The sequence below is a fragment of the Bradyrhizobium sp. Ash2021 genome, assembly GCF_031202265.1.
GTDB lineage: Bacteria > Pseudomonadota > Alphaproteobacteria > Rhizobiales > Xanthobacteraceae > Bradyrhizobium.
Genome location: NZ_CP100604.1, coordinates 4,713,623 through 4,733,967 on the forward strand (window position 1 = coordinate 4,713,623; position 20,345 = coordinate 4,733,967).

Below are 20,345 nucleotides of genomic sequence, written 5' to 3' on the forward strand. Positions count from 1 at the left end.
GGCAAGCGTGGTCCGAAGCGGAACGCGCGGAGATCGGTTGGAGGGCACGTCAAGTTAAGTGCACTGTCAACGAAATCCTGTGGGGCACGGTACTGGCACATCGCGTCAGTTGGTACAGTGCAGCTATTTGTCCGGAGTGGGGGGAGATCGGAAGTGGCCTGCCTGCGATCCATGTGACGCGATTGACCCAGTGCAGACGTTTTTCTCCCCGATCGAGACCTATCCGGCTGTCGCTACGTCCAAATTATTCAGATCGGTCCCGACCCTGCTTTCCCTCGAATGGCCATCGAACGCTTGGAGAATTGTTCGGCATCGGCATAGCGACCCTGATCCCTGCAGAGACCGGCCAGGTTCTCCAGAACATCCGCGAGATCCGGATGGTTCGGACCGAGCGTCTTCTCGAAGGTGGCCACCGACCGCTTGAAAAGCCGCTCGGCATCGGCGTTACGCCCTTGACGCGCGTAAAGTGCGGCTAAATTGTTCAGCGCCTGTGCGACGTCGGGATGGTCGGGTCCGAACGCCTTCTCGGTCACCGCCATCGATCGCTTGAGCAGCCGCTCGGCATCGGCGTAACGATGCCGATGGGTGTAGGCATCGGCCAGGTTGTTCATCAACACCGTGGCTTCGGGATCATCGGGGCCGTGCGCCTTCTCGAGGACGGCCAGCCCCCGCTTGAACAGCGGCTCGGCCTGGTCGTACCGACCCCGATTGCTGTAGACAGCGGCGAGGTTGCTCAACGCCAGCACGATCGACGGATCGTCGGGACCGCTCGTTTTATCGCGAATGGCGATCGGCCGCTTGAGCAGCGGCTCCGCTTCCGCGTAACGCTCTTCCGCGCGGTAGAGTTCGCCCAGATTGTTCAGCACAGTTGCGACTTCCGCATGATCCTGACCGAGCGTCTTCTCCCTGATGGCCAGTGAGCGCTTGTACAGCAGCTCGGCAACGGCGTATTGACCCAGATTGTAGTGGATCGTGCCAAGGTCATTCAGCGGCATCGCGACATTCGCATCATCGGGACCAAACTCCTTCTCGCGAAGGGCCAGAGACTTCTGAGCCAATGGCAGCGCTTCCGCGTACTTCCCAGCCCGATAAAGCTCTTTCATCTGCTGGCTGAGAGCGCTCGCCTCGTCCTCACCCGCGTAGGATGGCGCGCGGAGCGACAGGCTCAGGGCGAGCGCGGTGACCACGATACAGACCGAAGCTTTCAGGGCCTTCATTGCGCATTCCTTCCTCACGGTTCTTCGGGATGTATGCGCTTTTGTGCTTTCAGAGGCCGGACAGGTTCAAGCAGGGTAAGCATCCGGCGAAGACCGCGCGCGGGTCATTTTCGGCTCAGGCTGCTTGATCAACGTTGCGGATGGCGGAGCGCCAATTCCATGGCAGCAGTTCGTCGAGCCTTTGGACAGGATGCTCGGCGATGCGCGCGAGAACGTCGGCGAGCCAGGCTTGCGGATCGACGTCGTTCATCTTGGCGGTGACGATGAGGCTGTACATCACCGCGGCCCGCTCGCCGCCGCGATCCGAGCCGCAGAACAACCACGACTTCCGACCCAAAGCGATGCCGCGCACGCCACGCTCGGCCGCATTGTTTGACAGGCAGATGCGGCCGTCATCGAGGAAGCGGGTAAATGCGCTCCAGCGCTTGAGCATGTAGTCCATGGCCTTGGCGACATCGTTGCCGCGCGAGAGCTTGGCGCGTTGCGCGCGCATCCAGGCTTGCAGATCGGCCACGAGCGGCGCGCTGAGTTCCTGCCGGACGGCCTTGCGCCTTTCGGCGCTCTGACCGTTAATGGCCCGCTCGATCTCGAACAGGGCGTCGATCCGGCGGACTGTTTCCAGCGCCAGCGGCGAGATCACTGCCGGCTTCTTGCCCTGAGCCTTGCGACGCGCGTTCTCGGCCAGATCGGCCATCACGAAGAATGGCCGCCGGGCGTGGACCCAACAGGCCGCTTCCAGGATAGGCCCAGGCGTGCGGCCAAGCTCATAGAGCTTGCCATAGCCGCCGTAGGCGTCAGCCTGGAAGATTCCACTGTAGTTGGCCAAGTGAGCCTGGGGATGCTCGCCGGCGCGATCGCGCGAGTAATAGAACACCGCCCCCGGCGGGGCCTGCCCGCCAAAAGGCTTGTCGTCGCGCACATAGACCCAGATCCGGCCGGTATCGGTCTTGCCTTTGGCCAGGACCGGGACCGTGGTGTCGTCCCCGTGCAATCGCTCGGCGCTCAGCACATAGGCCTCGAGGCGCCTGAACAACGGTGCCAGCGCCGCCGTACAGCCGCCGACCTGGTCGGCCAGGGTCGACAGACTGATCGGCACGCCCTCCTTGGCATAGCGCTCTGCTTGCCGGTTCAGCGGCTGATGTTGACCAAACTTCTCGAACAGCACCATCGCCAGCAGGCTTGGCCCCGCCCAGCCGCGGGCAAGCACATGGAACGGCGCCGGGGCCTGGCTGATCTTCTCGCAATCACGGCAAGTAAACTTCTCGCGGACGTGCTGGATCACCTTCCAGGACTTCGGGATGACCTCCAGCGTCTCGGTGATGTCCTCGCCGAGCCTGGACAGCTGCGCGCCGCCACAGCAGGCACACGCCACAGGTCCCGGTACGATCACCCGCTCGCGAGGCAGATGCTCCGGGAACGGCTGACGTGACGGCCGCTTGCGGGTGAACGACGCCACCTTCGTGGTTTTGGCCGCGGCCATTTCGGCTGCGAGTTCGTCCTCCGTCGCCGAACTCTCCAGCTCCTCCAGCGTCAGTTCGAGCTGATCCAATAGCCGCGCGGTACGCTCCGAGCGCGGGCCATAGCGGTCGCGGTTGAGTTTCTCGATCTGCAGCTTCAGATGGGCGATCAATGCCTGGTCGTCGGATTGCCGAGCGCGGGCGGCCGCCGCCTCCGCGCGAGCAACGATCAATGCCGCTTTCAGCGTTTCGATGTCGTCTGGCAGCGATTCAAGGCCGTCACCCATGGCCCTGATGGAATCACAAAAGGGGCGATTTGAGGCGTCTTTTCTTCCGCACCTCAGAACATTTTTTAAGCCTATCCTGCGCTCTGTGGCCGCCACGTGTGCTGCGGGTTGCGCCAGTCGATCGCCTCCAGCAGATAACTCATCTGCGCCGCGGTCAGCCCCACCACACCGCCCACCGTCACCGGCCAGACAAAACGGCCACGGTCCAACCGCTTGGCGTAGAGCGACAATCCAATTCCATCGTGCCACAAGGCCTTGATCAGCGAACCGCCGCGTCCGCGGAACACGAAGACATCTCCGGCGAACGGATCACGACCAAGGTTTTCCTGCACCAATAATGACAAACCCTGCATGCCCTTGCGCATGTCAGTGTAGCCGGTCGCAATCCAGATGCGTGCGCTCGAAGAGATCGGGATCATCGACGCTCCAAAACCTGCAGCACCCGCGCCAGGGCGGCCGCATCGACGCCGGCATCGACAATCACCCGACGATCCCTGCCAACGACGATCACCATCTGCCCGCTCGTCGGCGTGGCAGCAACCGCCGGATCGACCTCAGCGGCAAGGACGACCCGCGCAAAGCCGGATTGCTCGCTTTGAGGGCTGATCGGCTCGGGACCGAACGAGCGCCGCCATGTCATCAGCAACGAACGCGATATGCCATGGCGTCTCGCCGTCGACGATATCGCGCGCGGCGCTTGAAAGCTCTCGGTGACGATCCGCAGCTTCTCGTCATCCGACCAGCGCCGCCGGCGACCAGTCTCGACCACCTCAAGCCGTTCAAGCTGAGTACTGCGCTTATGGCTGTCCATAAGGACTGTTACGCACCAATTGGACTAATCCAACAAGGCGGCCCTCGCCGGAGGGAGACCAAGCAGGCTGGGTAAACAGCGCAGCAATTACGTCATGCGACCGCTCTAGCATTACAGTTGCTTTTTTTGCGGGCTTCTGAATCCATGGGCAACCATGATTCGAATGTCGTGGGCGCGGGCCGCGTCGGTTGAGGAGACGCTTGCGTTGTGGGCGGCGTCGCTTCGAGAGATCAAGCAACGGATACGTCCGTTGTTCACGCAAGAGCGTGTTGCGACGAATGCAGGTCTATTCCTGGAAGGTCTGCTCGGAGATGAGCAGCGCAAGACCGGTTGGATGCGCGCGGAGGCGGCTGGCGATCCCGGCCCATGGCGGCAGCAGGCGATTCTGGGTCGTGGAGACTGGGACGCCGATGCCCTGCGCGATATCGTGCGCGACTACGTCATCGAGCATTTGGCGGATGACGATGCGGTGCTGGTGATCGACGAGACCGGTTTTCTCAAACAGGGCAAAGCGTCATGCGGAGTGGCGCGGCAATACACTGGTTCGGCAGGGAAGATCACGAACTGCCAGATCGGCGTCTTCGCTGCCTACGTTTCGCGTCATGGCCATGCGTTCATCGATCGCGCGTTGTATCTCCCGAAGGAATGGACCGACGATCCGGATCGTCTGGAAGCCGCATATGTGCCTGCCGATGTCGGCTTTGCGACCAAACCAAGGCTTGCGACGAGAATGATCGCACGCGCGATAGCCGCGTCTGTACCATTCAGGTGGGTTGCCGGCGATACCGTCTACGGTGTTGGCAACATCGAACAGCAGCTACGTCGGGCAGGCAAAGGCTACGTGCTTGGGGTCAGCAGCGCTCATGTGTTTCGATCCTGGGGCAAGCGACCGCCGGTCGCCGGTACGGCTGCAGACCTCGCCCGGACGCGGCACTCATCCGACTGGAAGCGCCTGTCGGCGGGAGCCGGAACCAAAGGACCGCGGCTGCACGATTGGTGTTATCTCGAATTGGCCGATCTCGAGGCCGAGCAGTTCAACAGTGCAAATGACGGTTTGTGGACACGCGGTCTACTGATCCGTCGTCGCATCGCCGATGATGACCTCGCCTTCTTCACCACCTGGTGCCCAGCGGGAACAGCCCTTGAAACGCTGGTCGCGGTCGAAGGCCATCGATGGGCGATCGAGGACGGCTTTGAAACCGCGAAAAACGAGTTCGGGCTCGATCACAACGAGAGCAGATCCTGGCATGGCTGGCACCGTCATGTGTCCTTGGTGATGCTCGCCTTCGCCATGATGGCCGCGATCCGACATCGCGCCAATCCGCCACCGCCCAAAAAAACGAAACGGCGCCCCCCGGCAAAAGCCAAAGCATAACCACCCCACCACTGATCCGTTGGTCAATCCAGGAAATCCGCCGCATTGCCATCAGACTTGCGCGAAAGCGGATTCAACCCGCACACATCATCGCATGGTCTTTTTGGCGCAGAGCTCACCAGGCTGCCGCTCAACGCGCCCACTTCAAATCAAAAAAGCAACTGTAATGCTAGGCCGTGGGGCGGCGACAGCGAAGCGTGTGACGACCGCGCAGCCGAGCGAAAGAGGCGGAACGCGCTCCGCTATTCCGCCCTTGCAACGGCAAAACCGGTTATCGTTGGCGCGTTCCAAATCCAGACAGTGAGGCTGGCCATGGTGAAACCATTTCCGTCGAAGACCCACATCGGCAACCACATGCTGCATCCGGAAACGCTGATGCTGAACTACGGCTACGATCCGCAACTGTCGGAAGGGGCCGTCAAATCGCCGGTCTTTCTGACCTCGACCTTCGTGTTCAGGACCGCCGAAGACGGACAGGATTTTTTCGATTTCGTCTCGGGTCGCCGCGAGCCTCCCGAAGGGATGGGGGCGGGCCTGGTTTATTCGCGGTTCAATCACCCCAACAGCGAGATCGTCGAGGACAGGCTCGCCGTTTACGAGCGCACCGAGAAATGCGCGTTGTTTTCGTCCGGCATGGCGGCGATTGCGACCACGATCCTCGCGTTCGTCCGGCCCGGCGATGTCATCCTGCACTCCCAACCGCTCTATGGCGGGACGGAAACCCTGTTGGCGAAGACGCTTGCGGGCCTTTCCATCACCGCCGTGGGCTTTGCCGACGGCATCGACGAAGCCGCTGTCGAGCTGGCGGGGGACGAGGCCATGCGAAAGGGGCGGGTTGCGATGATTCTCATCGAAACCCCGGCAAATCCGACCAACGGACTCGTTGATATCGCGCTTGTCCGCCGCATCGCCGACAACATCGGCGAGGCGCAAGACCACGTGCCGATCGTCGCGTGTGACAATACGCTGCTCGGGCCGGTGTTTCAGCGGCCGATCGAACACGGCGCGGATATTTCGTTGTACTCGCTGACCAAATATGTCGGCGGTCATTCCGACCTGATCGCGGGCGCAGCGCTCGGCTCAAAGGCCATCATGAAGGATATCAAAGCGCTGCGAGGCGCCATCGGCACCCAACTGGATCCCCATTCCTGCTGGATGATCAGCCGCTCGCTCGAAACCCTGAGCATCCGCATGGAAAAAGCCGACACAAATGCGCGGCTCGTGGCGGATTATTTGCGCGACCACGCCAAGGTGGCCAAGGTTCACTATCTTCCTCACCACGACGCGGCTTCGCCCGCCGGCCGGCTGTTCGCGCGGCAGTGCACCGGCGCGGGCTCCACATTCTCGTTCGACATCGTCGGCGGCCAGGCCGCCGCCTTCAAATTCCTGAACGCGCTGCAAATCTTCAAGCTGGCGGTGAGCCTGGGTGGCACCGAATCGCTTGCCAGCCTGCCCGCAAGCATGACCCACTCCGGCGTTCCGGCTGACATCCGCCAGAAAATAGGCATTCTCGACTCCACGATCCGGCTATCGATCGGCATCGAACACCCGTCCGATCTGATCGCGGATATCGCGCAGGCCTTGAACGAAGCGTAGCCGCAATCGCTGCGTGAGGGCCGTAGGGCGCAATAGCGTAGTGTATTGCGCCGCACGTGCTATAATGTCAGGGGACAAGAGAAACACAGGGAGGACGCCATGCATCATACCCTGGTGCCCAGCGATCGCGTCGAGCACGCGACTGTCTACGGGCGAGACGGCACAAAGCTCGGTACGATCGAGCGCCTGATGCTCGACAAGGTGAGAGGAACGGTGGCCTACGCCGTGATAAAAACCGGCGGGCTGCTCGCTAGTCACCACCACTATCCGGTGCGGTGGGACGGGCTGAGGTTCGATCCCGCGTGTCAGGGCTACCAAACCGACCTGACCTTGGAGGATCTGCGCGAAGGCCCATGCGAACTCGATGACGACACCTTCGATTGGGGCGACCGCTCGCGCCCGCACCCGCACTACTGGACGGTTTAGTGCCGCTGGGCGCAATAGCGCAGCGTATTGCGCTGCACGTGCAGACGACGAAACGAAAGAGGCGGAATACGCTCCGCTATTCCGCCCTACGAGCTGCGACACCAACTCGTGCAGCAACTCCAGCCTATTTCGCAGCAACTGGCGTTAGCTCGAAGACACGACCGTATTTTGCCGCTTCGGCGAGGTCGCAGCGGCGGAGGGCCAGCCGTACCGAGTCGAGCTTGCTGACATCTGCAGGTGAAAGGTAAGGCGACCAAGCGGTGTCGTCGTCGATCAATTCGACAGGCACCTCGGCCGCATATTTGCCTTCGTGGATGAATTCTTTCGATGGTCGTGTCATCGCTTCTTCCGCTTTAGGTAATCATCAGACCAGCGATCACGTGAAGAAGAGTTTCTCTCATGGCCGCCTTATTCCCGGTTCAGGCCAGCCAATTCATCACTCCGCAGCCTCGCTCGCTCCCGCACTCTTCCTCGGCTTCCCAGCCGCCTTCTTCAACACCGGCGCCAAAAACTTCCCCGTATAGCTCCGCGGCGCCTTGACGATATCCTCGGGCGGGCCCCAGGCGACGATTTCGCCGCCGCCGTCGCCGCCTTCGGGGCCTAAGTCGATCACCCAGTCAGCGGTCTTGATGACCTCGAGATTGTGCTCGATCACGACCACCGTGTTGCCCTGCGACACCAGCTCGTGCAGCACTTCCAGCAGCTTTGCGACGTCGTGAAAATGCAGTCCGGTGGTCGGCTCGTCCAGGATGTAGAGCGTGCGGCCGGTGGCGCGCTTTGACAGTTCCTTGGCCAGCTTGACGCGCTGGGCTTCGCCGCCGGACAACGTCGTGGCCTGCTGGCCGACATGGATGTAGTCGAGGCCGACGCGGTGCAGCGTCTTGAACGTCTCGCGGACGCGCGGGACGGCCTTGAAGAAATCGGCGGCTTCCTCCACGGTCATGTCGAGCACGTCGGCGATGCTCTTGCCCTTGAACAGGACTTCGAGCGTCTCGCGGTTGTAGCGCTTGCCCTTGCAGGTGTCGCAGGTGACGTAGACGTCGGGCAGAAAGTGCATCTCGATCTTGATGACGCCGTCGCCCTGGCAGGCCTCGCAGCGGCCGCCCTTGACGTTGAACGAGAACCGGCCGGGCTCGTAGCCGCGCGCCTTGGCTTCGGGCAGACCCGCGAACCATTCGCGGATCGGCGTGAACGCGCCGGTATACGTCGCGGGATTGGAGCGCGGGGTGCGGCCGATCGGCGACTGGTCGATATCGATGATCTTGTCGATATGCTCCAGCCCCTCGATGCGGTCGTGGGGGGCGGCGCCCTCGCTGGCGTTGTTGAGCTTGCGCGCGATCGCCTTGTAGAGCGTGTCAATCAGGAGCGTCGACTTGCCGCCGCCGGAGACGCCGGTCACGCAGGTGAACAGCCCGAGCGGAATTTCCGCCGAGACGTTTTTCAGATTGTTGCCGCGCGCATTGATGACCTTGATGGTGCGCCGGTGGTTCGGCGGCTTGCGCTCGGGGATCGCGACCGACAGCTCGCCGGTGAGGTATTTGCCGGTCAGCGACTTCGGATGGCTCATGATCTCGGCTGGCGTGCCCTGGGCGATGATGTGGCCGCCATGCATGCCGGCGCCGGGGCCGATGTCGAGCACATGGTCGGCGAGGCGGATGGCGTCCTCGTCATGCTCGACCACGATCACGGTGTTGCCGAGGTCGCGCAGCCGCTTCAGCGTTTCCAGCAGTCGCGCGTTGTCGCGCTGGTGCAGGCCGATCGAGGGCTCGTCCAGCACATAGAGCACGCCGGTCAGCCCCGAGCCGATCTGGGAGGCGAGGCGGATGCGCTGGCTTTCGCCGCCGCTCAATGTGCCGGAGGCGCGCGACAGCGTCAGGTAATTCAGGCCGACGTCGAGCAGGAACGACAGCCGCTCGCGGATCTCCTTCAGGACGCGCGCGGCGATCTCGTTCTGCTGCGCGTTGAGCGATGCCGGCACGCTCTCGAACCATTCGCCGGCGCGGCGCACCGACAATTCAGAGATTTCGCCGATATGTTTTGCCCCGATCTTGACGCACAGCGCCTCCGGCTTCAGCCGGTAGCCGTGGCAGGCCTCGCAGGGAACGTCGGAGAAATACTTTGCCAGCTCCTCGCGCGCCCATTCGCTTTCGGTCTCGCGGTAGCGGCGGTTGAGATTGGTGATGACGCCTTCGAACGGCTTCTTGGTGTCGTAGGAACGCACCCCGTCCTCATAGGAGAACTTGATCTCGTCGTCGCCGGAGCCGTGCAAGAGGGCGGCCTGCGTCTTTTTCGGCAGGTCCTTCCACTTGGTGTCGAGCGTGAACTTGTAGAATTTGCCGAGCGCGGTCAGCGTCTGGATGTAATAGGGCGAGGACGACTTGGCCCAGGGCGCGATGGCGCCTTTGCGCAACGTCATCTCCTTGTCGGGGATGACCAGGTCCTCGTCGATATGCTGCTCGACGCCGAGGCCGCCGCAGGCCGGACAGGCGCCATAGGGGTTGTTGAAGGAAAAGAGTCTGGGCTCGATCTCGGGAATGGTGAAGCCGGAAACCGGGCAGGCGAATTTTTCCGAGAACAGGATCCGCTCCGGCCCGCTCTTGTCGTGGATCTTTGCGGTCTTCTTGTCGGATTTCTTCTCGTCGGCCGCGGCCGCGGGCGCATCCGCATATTCAATCACCGCCAAGCCTTCGGCCAGCTTTAGCGCGGTCTCAAAGCTCTCCGCCAGGCGCTGGTCGATGTCCGGCCGCACCACGATGCGGTCGACCACGACGTCGATGTCATGCGGAAACTTCTTGTCGAGAACAGGCGCTTCGGCGAGCTCGTAAAACGTGCCGTCGATCTTGACCCGCTGAAATCCTTTCTTGAGGTATTCGGCGAGCTCCTTCTTGTACTCGCCCTTGCGGCCGCGCACGACCGGCGCCAGCAGATAGAGCCGGGTGCCTTCGGGCAGCGCCAGCACGCGATCGACCATCTGCGAGACGATCTGGCTTTCGATCGGCAGCCCCGTCGCGGGCGAGTAGGGCACGCCGACGCGGGCCCAGAGCAGGCGCATGTAGTCGTAGATCTCGGTGACGGTGCCGACGGTGGAGCGCGGGTTTTTTGACGTGGTTTTCTGCTCGATCGAGATTGCAGGAGACAAGCCGTCGATCTGGTCGACGTCGGGCTTCTGCATCATCTCCAGGAACTGGCGCGCATAGGCGGAGAGCGACTCGACGTAGCGCCGCTGGCCCTCGGCATAGATGGTGTCGAAGGCGAGCGAGGATTTGCCGGAGCCTGACAGGCCGGTGAACACCACGAGCTTGTCGCGGGGGATCTCGACATCGATGTTCTTGAGATTGTGTTCGCGCGCGCCGCGGATCGTGATCGCGCGCATCGAGGAGGCGTTTTGTTGGCGCTTCGCCCTGAGCACTTCATCCATATCGGCAATTCCAGGCGCGCGTCGGGCGCCGCTTTAGGGCGCGCATCGCGGGAAATCCGCCAACAAGCGCCGATGGGGTGATGCTGGGAACGTAGGAAGAACGCCGGGTGATTTCCAGTGCTCTCGGCGAATCATCAACGGTTTGTTGCGAAGCAGGTTGCAATGGCGGCACGTGGCAGCAGCTCGGCGGCATCAAAACAAAAAAGCCGGCGCGAGGCCGGCCTTTTCCAGTCGCAAGGCCCGCTGTTGCGACGATCAGTACGACGATCAGTATTTGGCGATGACCGGACCGCCAAAGCGGTAGCTGACCCGGACCGTGCCCATGTCGACATCCTGGCGGATGTTGTCGCTGCGGGTGACGGCAATGGCGGTGGCCGGGAACGTAACGTTGCGGTTGCCCATGAACAGATGGTCGTATTCGAAGCCAACGGACCAGTCCGGCGCGAAGCTGAACTCAATTCCGGTTCCGATCGCGCCGCCCCAACGGGTTTCGGTGGTCTGATTGAACACGACACCGGTTGCGGTGAAGGCGCTGGTGTATTTGTTGTCGGTGACTGCGGCACCGCCCTTCAGGTACCAGAGCACGTTGTTCCAGGCGTAGCCGACCTGGCCGGTGAACAGGCCGATGGCGTCGACCTTGGTCTGGTTGGTGTAGGGGATCACCGCCGTCAGGCTTGCAGTCGATCCCTTCAGGTCGGCCCAATCACCCTGGGCTTCGACGCCGAACACCCAACCCGCGCTCTGCCAGCGATAACCGATCTGGCCGCCGGCGAGGCCACCCGTCGCGCTGTGACAGCCCTCGGAATTCGGGGTCACCGCAGCGCCTGCAACGCTGGTGATGGTGAGGCACTCGCGGCTCGATGCGCCGCCGCCGTTGAGGCCAATGTAAAAGCCGCTCCAGTCATACGCCGCGGGGATCATCGTGGGCGCCTTGGCATAGGGCCGCGCGGCAAGGTCTGCCGCGAGCGCGGGCGCCGCCGCCAATGTCGCCAAGCCGAACCCTGCCACCAGAACGTTTCGTATCATTTTCATTCCCCTGCGATTCCCGTTCGCGTCTTTTGGCCCCAGCGCATCGCCAAGCGAACGCGTGAGATCGAAAAATTCTAGCTCAACGGGTGCGAAAAGGCCGTCACCAAAAAACCACATCCGTGGCAAAACGCCTCATTCGGGACAGGCGTGCGCAACATCCGCACACCGTCGAAATTCGATCGAAGCACGAGTCGTGCAAACAACGAGTCATGCAAACAACGAGGCGTGCAAACAAAAAGGCCGGCGCTAGGCCGGCCTTCTCGTCTCGAATTTTGGCGCGTTGCGAAGATCAGTACTTCGCGACGACCGGGCCACCCCAGCGGTAGTTGACGCGGACGGTGACGAGATCGACATCCTGACGGATGCGGTCGGTGCTGAACAGGGTGCCAGCAACACCGGCGACGCCGTTGTTGAGGAAGGTGGTGGTCTTGTCCTGCATGAACAAATGATCGTATTCGAACGCAGCCGACCAGTTCGGAGCAAAGCCGTATTCAACGCCGACGCCGACCGTGCCACCCCAGCGGGTTTGGTCGTTGGCGTCGGATACCAGTAGGTTGGTGCCGGTTGCGAACGAACGGAAACGATCCGAAGTCACGGCAGCGCCGCCCTTCAGGTAGAACAGCGCGTTGTTGGCGGCGTAACCGACCTGACCGGTGAACAGGCCGAACGCGTCGATCCGCGACTCGTTTCTGAAGAGCGGGAAGGCCAGGCTGACATTGCTGCCCTTGAAGTCGGCCCAGTTGCCCTGCGCTTCAACGCCGAACACCCAGGTGCCGGCCTGCCAGCGATAACCGATCTGACCGCCGGCGGTGCCGCCGGTCGCGTCATGGCAACCCTCGGCGGCGAGGAACGTGCCACCGGGCGTCGTGAAGTCCCAGCACTTGTGGCTCGAACCCCAACCACCGTTGGCACCGATGTAGAAACCGCTCCAGTCATAGACCAGAGCGATCGGCGCCGGCGGCGCCTTGGTGTAAGGACGCGCGGCAAGATCAGCAGCGGCTGCGGGAGCAGCCAGCGCCATCAGAGCAACCGTACCAAGTAAAAACCTTTTCATCGCATAATCTCCAGCTCTTGGATCGCTTATCGTTGGTCCCGAAGCGTTTCAATTGTGACGCGAGCGCCGCGTCTGTGCACAGGTCATACCCCGATTCAGCCGGAAATGCCGTCTCCGAAATGCCACACTCGCCGACGAAGTGAAGGCTCCGCAAGTTAGTGATTTGTTTAGAGTATTCGGACCGGGCCCGACGCAATCGGGTTCCATTTTGGGTTCCCGGGTGCCGAAATACCGCCCGGTCCCGGCCCTCTGCGAATCGCAAGGAACAAAACTGGAACATTCTGCCGGGCGATGCTATATGTGGATAACCGGGGGGTTGCCGCGGGATCGCCAAGCGGGCCATGGCTGCGAGCGTATAGGGTCGCTTTCAAATATCCCAAGGCAGATAGCGAAATCCGAAGTGACGGCCGGTGTTCGGCCAGTCCGGCAATTTTGAGTGGAGAGCAGCGATGGCGGGAAGCGTAAACAAGGTGATTCTGGTCGGTAACCTCGGCAAGGATCCGGAAATCCGGCGGACGCAGGATGGCCGGCCGATCGCCAATCTGAGCATCGCGACGTCGGAAACCTGGCGTGACAAGGCGACCGGCGAACGCAAGGAAAAGACCGAGTGGCATCGCGTCGTGATTTTTTCCGAGCCGCTTTGCAAGATTGTCGAGCAGTATCTGAAAAAGGGCGCCAAGGTTTACATCGAGGGCGCACTGCAGACCCGCAAATGGACCGACCAGAGCGGCGTCGAGAAATACTCGACCGAGGTGGTGCTGCAGGGCTTCAACTCGACGCTGACCATGCTCGATGGCCGCAGCGGCGGCGGGGGCGGCAGTTTCGGGCCCGACGAGTCGGGCGGCGATTTTGGTGCGGGCGGGCCATCGAGTTCCGCACCGCGCCGGGCTGTGGCGGCCGGTGCCGGCGCACGCAACAGCGATATGGACGACGATATTCCGTTCTGATCGCAGCACAGGTTCAGAATCGGTTTGCGTGACGCCGGGATAGGCGGTGTCGCGCGAACCGATTCGGTCTGTTTTCAACATTAATAAATTTCCACAATATATTGATTTCAAAGGAAAATCGCGGTTTCGCTGCTGCGTTTCGACTGGCTTTGACTTCAATCGATGTTAATGATATTAACATGATGTTAATGGTATTAACACAAGGAAATCGATCTGGCGTTTCGATCATTTCCATTCCCGATTTGAATTTCTGGAGCGCCCGCAATGAGCCTCGCGCCGCTGCTTGATGCCGCTCCCGCGATTCCCGTTCATGCCTTCGCGGCGATGGCTGCGTTCGCGCTCGGCCTCGTCCAGTTCGCCGCACCGAAGGGAACGCTGCCGCATCGGACGATCGGCTGGATCTGGGTCGGCCTGATGGCCATGGTGGCGATCAGCTCGTTCTGGATCCACCAGATCCGACTGCTCGGCCCCTGGAGCCCGATCCATCTGCTGTCGATCTTCACCTTGATCGTGCTCCCGATCGCGGTATGGCGGGCGCATCATCATGACGTCACCGCTCACCGCCGCATCATGATCTTCATTTTCGCCGGTGCGCTCGTGGTCGCGGGGCTGTTCACTTTGGTGCCCGGACGGATCATGCACGCGGTGGTTTTTGGCCATTAGCAGGTGCCTCGGACAAACGGTTTTTCCGATTCATTTCCAGGCGCCGAAATGGCCGGTTCCGCGGGCCTGGCGGCGGACCTCGGCAACCCGGTAAGTCTCTGAAAAAACGAAGGGAAAAACAGCGCTGCGGAACCGTCTTGGGGTGGTTATCGGAGCCCCGATACGCTATATGATTCCTTGAAATCGAATTGACCGGATTCCCCCTTTGTCTGACCCTGAAGATACCCAGCCCGGCGAGCCGCCGGCGTCCTCCGATATTCGTCCCGTTTCCATTCTCGACGAGATGAAGCGCTCCTACCTCGATTACGCCATGAGCGTGATCGTGGCGCGGGCGCTGCCGGATGCACGCGACGGGCTCAAGCCCGTGCATCGGCGGATCCTGTACTCGATGTACGAGCAGGGCCACACGCCGGATAAGAAGTACGTCAAGTCCGCGCGCGTCGTCGGTGACGTCATCGGTAAATATCATCCGCACGGCGACCAGTCGATTTACGACGCAATGGTGCGGATGGCGCAGGACTTCTCGATGCGAGTCCCATTGATCGACGGGCAGGGTAATTTCGGCTCGGTCGATGGCGATCCTCCGGCGGCCTATCGATATACCGAAGCGCGTCTGACCAAATCGGCGCTCGCGGTGCTCGGCGACATCGACAAGGACACGGTCGATTTTCAGCCGAACTATGACGGTTCGGAAAATGAGCCGTCGGTTCTGCCGGCGAAGTTCCCAAATCTTCTGGTCAACGGTGCCGGCGGCATCGCGGTCGGCATGGCGACCAACATTCCGCCGCACAATTTGGGCGAAGTGATCGACGCCTGCGTGGCGCTGATCGAAGATCCCGCGCTTGGCATCGACGAGCTCATCAATATCGTTCCGGGACCGGACTTTCCGACCGGCGGCATCATCCTGGGGCGCCAAGGCATCCGTTCGGCCTATCATCTCGGGCGCGGCTCGATCGTGATGCGCGGCAAGGTCACGATCGACACCATCCGCAAGGATCGCGAAGCGATCATCATCACCGAGATCCCGTATCAGGTGAATAAGGCCACCATGGTCGAGCGCATCGCCGAACTGGTGAAAGAGAAGAGGATCGAGGGCATCGCGGATCTGCGCGACGAGTCCGACCGCGACGGGTTTCGCGTCGTGGTCGAGCTGAAGCGCGAGGCGATGGCCGATGTGGTGCTGAACCAGCTCTATCGCTTCACGCCGCTGCAGAGCAATTTTCCGGCCAACATCCTGGCGCTGGATCAGGGCCGGCCGCAGACGATGAATCTGAAGGACCTGCTGACGCTGTTCATCGCGTTCCGCGAGCAGGTGGTAACGCGCCGTACCAAATTCCTGCTCAACAAGGCCCGCGACCGCGCCCATATCCTGGTCGGCCTCGCCATTGCGGTCGCCAATATCGACGAGATCATTCGCGTGATCCGCACCTCGCCCGATCCGTCCACCGCGCGCGATACCCTGATGTCGCGCGACTGGCCGGCCAGGGACGTCGAGGCGATGATCACGCTGATCGACGATCCCCGGCACCGGATGGCCGCGGACGGCACCGCGCGGCTGTCGATGGAGCAGGCAAAGGCCATCCTCGATCTCCGCCTGCAGCGGCTGACCGCGCTCGGCCGCGAGGAAATCTCCGAAGAACTCGACAAGCTGGCGATCGAAATCGCCGATTATCTCGACATCCTGCGCTCGCGCGCGCGCGTCCAGGCGATCATCAAGACCGAACTCGCCGAAGTGAAGAACGAGTTCGCCACCCCGCGCAAAACCGTCATCATCGAGCAGGAGGGCGAGGTCGAGGACGAGGACCTGATTCAGCGCGAGGACATGGTGGTCATGGTCTCGCATGCCGGCTACGTCAAGCGCGTGCCGCTCTCGGCCTACCGGGCGCAGCGGCGCGGCGGCAAGGGCCGCTCGGGCATGCAGACCCGCGACGAGGATTTTGTCAGCCGGCTGTTCGTGGCCTCGACCCATACACCGGTGCTGTTCTTCTCCTCGCGCGGCCAGGTCTACAAGGAGAAGGTCTGGCGGCTGCCGGTGGCGGCGCCGAACGGCCGCGGCAAGGCGCTGATCAACATCCTGCCGCTGGAGCAGGGCGAGCGTATCACCACCATCATGCCGCTGCCCGAGGATGAATCCTCCTGGGCCAATCTCGACGTGATGTTTGCCACCACCGGCGGCACCGTCCGCCGCAACAAGCTGTCCGACTTCGTCGATGTCCGCCGCTCCGGCATCATCGCCATGAAGCTCGGGGAGGGGGAGGCGATCGTCGACGTGCAGATCTGCACCGAGCGCGACGACGTGCTTCTGACCGCCGCCGGCGGCCAGTGCATCCGTTTCCCCGTCGCCGATGTGCGCGTCTTCACCGGCCGCACCTCGATGGGCGTGCGCGGCATCGCGCTGGCAGACGGCGACACGCTGATCTCGCTGTCGATCCTGCGCCATGTCGAGGCGACCTCGGATGAGCGGTCGGCTTACCTGAAAATGCGCCGCGCCGTGGCCGGCGAGGTCGGTGCCGAAGAGCCGGCGGACGCTGAAGCCGAGGAGACGTCAGGTTCGCTCCAACTCTCCCAGGAACGCTATGCGGACATGTCGGCGCAGGAGCAGGTCGTGCTGACCGTCTCCGTCAACGGCTACGGCAAGCGCACCTCGTCGTTCGAATACCGCACCACCGGCCGCGGCGGCAAAGGCATCGTCGCGATGTCCGTCAACAACCGCAACGGCAAGCTGGTGGCGTCATTCCCGGTCGAGGATTCCGACCAGATCATGCTGGTGACCGACAAGGGTCAATTGATCCGCTGCCCGGTCGAGGGCATCCGGATCGCCGGCCGTTCGACCCAGGGCGTCATCGTGTTCGATACCGCCGAGGACGAGCATGTGGTCTCCGTCGAGCATATCGGCGATGACGGGGAGAGCGGCGAGAACGGCAACGGGCATTGATGTCCGGCGTCATTCGGGGGCGATGCGAAGCATCGAACCCGGAATGACGCGGAAACCGCTAAATCTCGATCTCGGTCCCGAACTCCACCACCTGCTTGGTCGGCACGCCGAAGAACGCCGCCGAGCGTTCGGCGTTGCGCTGCAGGAACGCGAACACCGACTCCCGCCATACCCACATGCCCGGAACATCCTCGCGCGGGATGATGGTTTCGCGGCCGATGTAATAGGTGATGTCGGTGAGATCGATGCCGGGCAGCTTGCCTTGTTTGCAGGCCAGGATCAGCCCATCATAGATGGTCGGGTACTGCATGAAGCCGTAATGCAGGATGACCCGCGTAATGCCCGGGATCACCTCGATCACCTCGGCGCGCTCCTCATCGGAGATGCGCGGGGATTCCTCGATCAGCACCGTGACCAGCACCACGCGCTGGTGCAGCACGTGGTTGTGCTTGACGAATTGCGTCAGCGCCAGCGGCACGCCCTTGGGCGACGACGCCAGGAACACGGCGGTCCCCGACAGTCTCGCATGACACTTGTTGATGGCGGTCTCGATCAAATCCTCTTCCGGCTGACGCAGGGCGCCGCGGGCCCGCTCGACCAGTCTGACGCCGCTGCGCCAGGTCAGCATCAGGAACGCGACGAAGGCTGCGAGCAGCAGCGGAAACCAGCCGCCCTCGAACAATTTGACCGAGTTGGCGGCAAAGAAGATCACGTCGATGACGAAGAAAAAGCCGTTGACCGCGATCACGATGAACGGCGAATAGCCCCACTGGATCGCAACCAAAGCCGCGAGCAACGTAGTAATCGCCATCAATAGCGACACCGCGATGCCATAGGCGCCGGCGAGCGCGTCCGAGCTGCCGAAGCTCAGCACGGCGCCCAAGGTCGCGGCGGCCAGGAGCCAGTTCACCAGCGGCACATAGATCTGGCCGATCGCATCCCCCGTGGTGTGCCGGATCAGCATCCGCGGCAGGAAGCCGAGCTGGATCGATTGCTGGGTCAGCGAGAACACGCCGGAAATGATCGCCTGCGAAGCGATCACGGTGGCGAGCGCCGAGAACGCGACCAGCGGGTAGTGCAGCCATTCGGGTGCAAGCTGGAAGAACGGATTATCGATCGCGGTCGGATCGGAGACGAGCAGGCCGGCCTGGCCGAAGTAATTCAGCAGCAGCGCGGGCAGGCAGACCGCGAACCAGGCGAGCCGGATCGGGAAGCGGCCGAAATGCCCCATGTCGGCATACATCGCTTCGCCGCCGGTTACGGCGAGGAACGCGGCGCCGAGGATGGCGAAGCTGATGTGGAAATCCTGATGGATCAGGAATTCGAACGCATAGAGCGGGCTCAGCGCTTCCAGCACCGCCGGCGCCTTCACGATGCCATGGATGCCGAGCGCCGCAAGAACGATGAACCATGCGAGCATCACGGGGCCGAAGATCCGGCCGATGAAACCGGTGCCTTGCTTCTGCATGATGAACAGACCGATCAGAATGACGATCGTGATCGGCACCACGGCCGGCGCCAGCGACGGCTCGTCCACCTTCAGACCTTCGATCGCGCTCAGCACCGAAATCGCCGGCGTGATTGCGCCGTCGCCGTAAAGCAGCGCGGCGCCGACAAGGCCGACGACCAGAAGCTGCGCGCGCCACGTCCCCGGCCGGGCATTGCGCGCGTGGAGCAGTGCGAGCAGCGCGACGATGCCGCCTTCGCCGCGGTTGTCGGCGCGCAGGATCAGGAGGGCGTATTTCAGTGAAATGATCAGGATCAGCGCCCACAGGATCAGGGACACCACGCCGAGGATGTCCTCCTGGGTAACCGTTCCGCCATGGGCGGCGGCCTTGGCGGCTTCCTTCAGCGCATAGAGAGGGCTGGTGCCTATGTCGCCATAGACGACGCCGAGGGCGCCGAGCGTTGCTGCGAGGGGGAGTGGGCTTGGATGGCCGGCGGCGATGGCGGGCGTACTGGTCACTGGCAAGACCCCCAAGGACGTTGCATCGCGCCCGCCGGATCATCCGAAGCGCGCGATCAAGCGTCAGTCTGCGACGACACGCCGCAAATTACCATGGGGTGTTTTGTGACTGTGGGGTGGACGGTCCTTATGGGGTGCGGTCAGCGGTAACCAGGCGCGCTTCATGGATCGGCGCCGCCTTGGTGCCGGCAACGCGAAGGCAGGAAGCCTCGAAATTCGGCCAGGCCTGCTGCGAGCAGTCCCTGCCGACCGCGCGGACGTCCAGACGGTCAGCCTTGGCGAGGGCCTGGGGTACGCTGGCTTCCACCTGCGGGGCGAAGCCGGGGAGAATGGTGAGTGCGGTAGCGACGAGCGCAGCAACAGCGATGGCAGAAAGTGCCTTGATCATGACGGTCCCCTGTCATTGGGCCTTCGCGGCCCGTCGTTTCGTTGTGAACTTACTAACCAGCACAGGTTTCCGGCCGTCTTCGCCAAGCCCGAAAATGGTTTCGTCCCGCCTGAGTTTTGTTTCGTCGTCCATTGGCGGACGAAACATTGTCGGTTCGCTAAGGAGACGCCGGGACCCCGGGACTGGTTCATTGACTGACGCCAAATAAAAACCCTGCCGGCTGGGGAACCAGGCTGGCTTGCCGGGCCGCCCGGGGCGGGTTAGAGGGGGCTATGCCCCGTATCGCGCTTTATCCCGGCTCCTTTGACCCCGTCACCAACGGCCATCTGGATGTCGTCAAACACGCCGTCTTGCTGTGTGACCGGCTGATCGTCGCCATCGGGGTCCATCCCGGCAAAAAGCCGCTGTTTTCGACGGAAGAGCGCCTGGACATGGTCCGAGCAGTATTCGGTCCGATCGCGAAGGCGGCCGGCTGTGGCTTCGACTGCACCACATATGACAATCTCACGGTCACAGCCGCCCAGAAGGCGGCCGCGACCATCATGATTCGGGGTCTGCGCGACGGCACCGACCTCGACTACGAAATGCAGATCGCGGGCATGAACGAAACCATGGCGCCCGAGGTGCACACCGTGTTTGTTCCGGCCTCGGTCGCCGTCCGCCCGATCACCGCCACACTGGTGCGCCAAATCGCGCAGATGGGCGGCAACGTATCCGCCTTCGTGCCGTCATCGGTCGCTGCTCAGCTCAAGACCAAATTCGCCAGCTAGCGGGCG

The 20,345-nt window shown here is 62.4% G+C and carries 17 protein-coding genes; 7 read left to right on the forward strand and 10 right to left on the reverse strand.

The window, feature by feature from the left end; all coding sequences use genetic code 11:
- Positions 1-248: 248 nt before the first annotated feature.
- From NL528_RS22455 to NL528_RS22470, 4 genes are all read right to left on the reverse strand, one after another.
- Entirely contained in the window at positions 249-1,217 is a 969-nt protein-coding gene (locus NL528_RS22455; RefSeq protein WP_309176637.1) for a tetratricopeptide repeat-containing protein, read from the reverse strand.
- Positions 1,218-1,332: 115 nt separating this feature from the next.
- Positions 1,333-2,961 (reverse strand): IS66 family transposase, encoded by a 1,629-nt coding sequence (locus NL528_RS22460; RefSeq protein ID WP_309176638.1) that lies wholly within the window; start codon positions 2,959-2,961, stop codon positions 1,333-1,335.
- Between the two features lie 71 nt (positions 2,962-3,032).
- Positions 3,033-3,380, reverse strand: coding sequence for an IS66 family insertion sequence element accessory protein TnpB (gene tnpB, locus NL528_RS22465; RefSeq protein WP_309176639.1), 348 nt, complete (start codon positions 3,378-3,380; stop codon positions 3,033-3,035).
- The gene (locus NL528_RS22470) at positions 3,377-3,772 is read right to left on the reverse strand and encodes a transposase (RefSeq protein WP_309176640.1); all 396 of its coding nucleotides are present in this window, start codon (positions 3,770-3,772) and stop codon (positions 3,377-3,379) included. The genes tnpB and NL528_RS22470 overlap by 4 nt, the downstream gene beginning before the upstream one ends.
- Positions 3,773-3,926: 154 nt before the next feature.
- Here NL528_RS22470 and NL528_RS22475 point away from each other — a divergent pair, with 154 nt between their 5' ends.
- From NL528_RS22475 to NL528_RS22485, 3 genes are all read left to right on the forward strand, one after another.
- Positions 3,927-5,147, forward strand: a complete 1,221-nt coding sequence (locus NL528_RS22475) for an IS701 family transposase (protein WP_309176641.1) — start codon at positions 3,927-3,929, stop codon at positions 5,145-5,147.
- Positions 5,148-5,459: 312 nt separating this feature from the next.
- Positions 5,460-6,743 carry a cystathionine gamma-synthase family protein gene (locus NL528_RS22480; protein ID WP_309176642.1) on the forward strand — a complete coding sequence of 428 codons (1,284 nt, stop codon included), beginning with the start codon at positions 5,460-5,462 and terminating at the stop codon, positions 6,741-6,743.
- A gap of 99 nt (positions 6,744-6,842) precedes the next feature.
- Positions 6,843-7,169 (forward strand): PRC-barrel domain-containing protein, encoded by a 327-nt coding sequence (locus tag NL528_RS22485; protein WP_309176643.1) that lies wholly within the window; start codon positions 6,843-6,845, stop codon positions 7,167-7,169.
- Positions 7,170-7,293: 124 nt separating this feature from the next.
- On the opposite strand, the gene NL528_RS22490 is transcribed toward NL528_RS22485, so the two are convergent.
- The 4 genes from NL528_RS22490 to NL528_RS22505 form a co-directional block, all read right to left on the reverse strand.
- Entirely contained in the window at positions 7,294-7,509 is a 216-nt protein-coding gene (locus NL528_RS22490) for a hypothetical protein (protein WP_309176644.1), read from the reverse strand.
- A 96-nt stretch (positions 7,510-7,605) separates the two neighbouring features.
- Positions 7,606-10,587 carry an excinuclease ABC subunit UvrA gene (uvrA, locus tag NL528_RS22495; RefSeq protein ID WP_309176645.1) on the reverse strand — a complete coding sequence of 994 codons (2,982 nt, stop codon included), beginning with the start codon at positions 10,585-10,587 and terminating at the stop codon, positions 7,606-7,608.
- A gap of 267 nt (positions 10,588-10,854) precedes the next feature.
- A complete protein-coding gene (locus tag NL528_RS22500) occupies positions 10,855-11,613 on the reverse strand; it encodes an outer membrane beta-barrel protein (RefSeq protein ID WP_309176646.1) in 759 nt (252 codons plus the stop codon).
- 292 nt (positions 11,614-11,905) lie between these two features.
- On the reverse strand, positions 11,906-12,670 hold the full coding sequence (locus NL528_RS22505; protein ID WP_309176647.1) for an outer membrane beta-barrel protein: 765 nt from the start codon (positions 12,668-12,670) through the stop codon (positions 11,906-11,908).
- A gap of 449 nt (positions 12,671-13,119) precedes the next feature.
- Between NL528_RS22505 and NL528_RS22510 the strand changes: the two genes are divergently transcribed.
- The 3 genes from NL528_RS22510 to gyrA all read left to right on the forward strand — a co-directional run bounded on the left by NL528_RS22510 (position 13,120) and on the right by gyrA (position 17,215).
- Positions 13,120-13,617: a single-stranded DNA-binding protein gene (locus NL528_RS22510; RefSeq protein ID WP_074276662.1), complete on the forward strand. Its 498-nt coding sequence runs from the start codon at positions 13,120-13,122 to the stop codon at positions 13,615-13,617.
- A gap of 264 nt (positions 13,618-13,881) precedes the next feature.
- Complete coding sequence (locus NL528_RS22515) at positions 13,882-14,280, forward strand: DUF2306 domain-containing protein (protein ID WP_309176648.1); 399 nt, start codon at positions 13,882-13,884, stop codon at positions 14,278-14,280.
- Between the two features lie 205 nt (positions 14,281-14,485).
- Complete coding sequence (gyrA, locus tag NL528_RS22520) at positions 14,486-17,215, forward strand: DNA gyrase subunit A (protein WP_309176649.1); 2,730 nt, start codon at positions 14,486-14,488, stop codon at positions 17,213-17,215.
- A 58-nt stretch (positions 17,216-17,273) separates the two neighbouring features.
- Here the strand turns inward: gyrA and NL528_RS22525 are convergent, their stop codons facing one another.
- Together NL528_RS22525 and NL528_RS22530 are read right to left on the reverse strand one after the other, a co-directional pair.
- Positions 17,274-19,181, reverse strand: a complete 1,908-nt coding sequence (locus tag NL528_RS22525; RefSeq protein ID WP_309176650.1) for a KUP/HAK/KT family potassium transporter — start codon at positions 19,179-19,181, stop codon at positions 17,274-17,276.
- Between the two features lie 127 nt (positions 19,182-19,308).
- Entirely contained in the window at positions 19,309-19,569 is a 261-nt protein-coding gene (locus NL528_RS22530) for a hypothetical protein (protein ID WP_309176651.1), read from the reverse strand.
- Positions 19,570-19,841: 272 nt separating this feature from the next.
- Here NL528_RS22530 and coaD point away from each other — a divergent pair, with 272 nt between their 5' ends.
- Complete coding sequence (gene coaD, locus NL528_RS22535; protein ID WP_309176652.1) at positions 19,842-20,339, forward strand: pantetheine-phosphate adenylyltransferase; 498 nt, start codon at positions 19,842-19,844, stop codon at positions 20,337-20,339.
- The last annotated feature ends 6 nt before the right edge of the window (positions 20,340-20,345 follow it).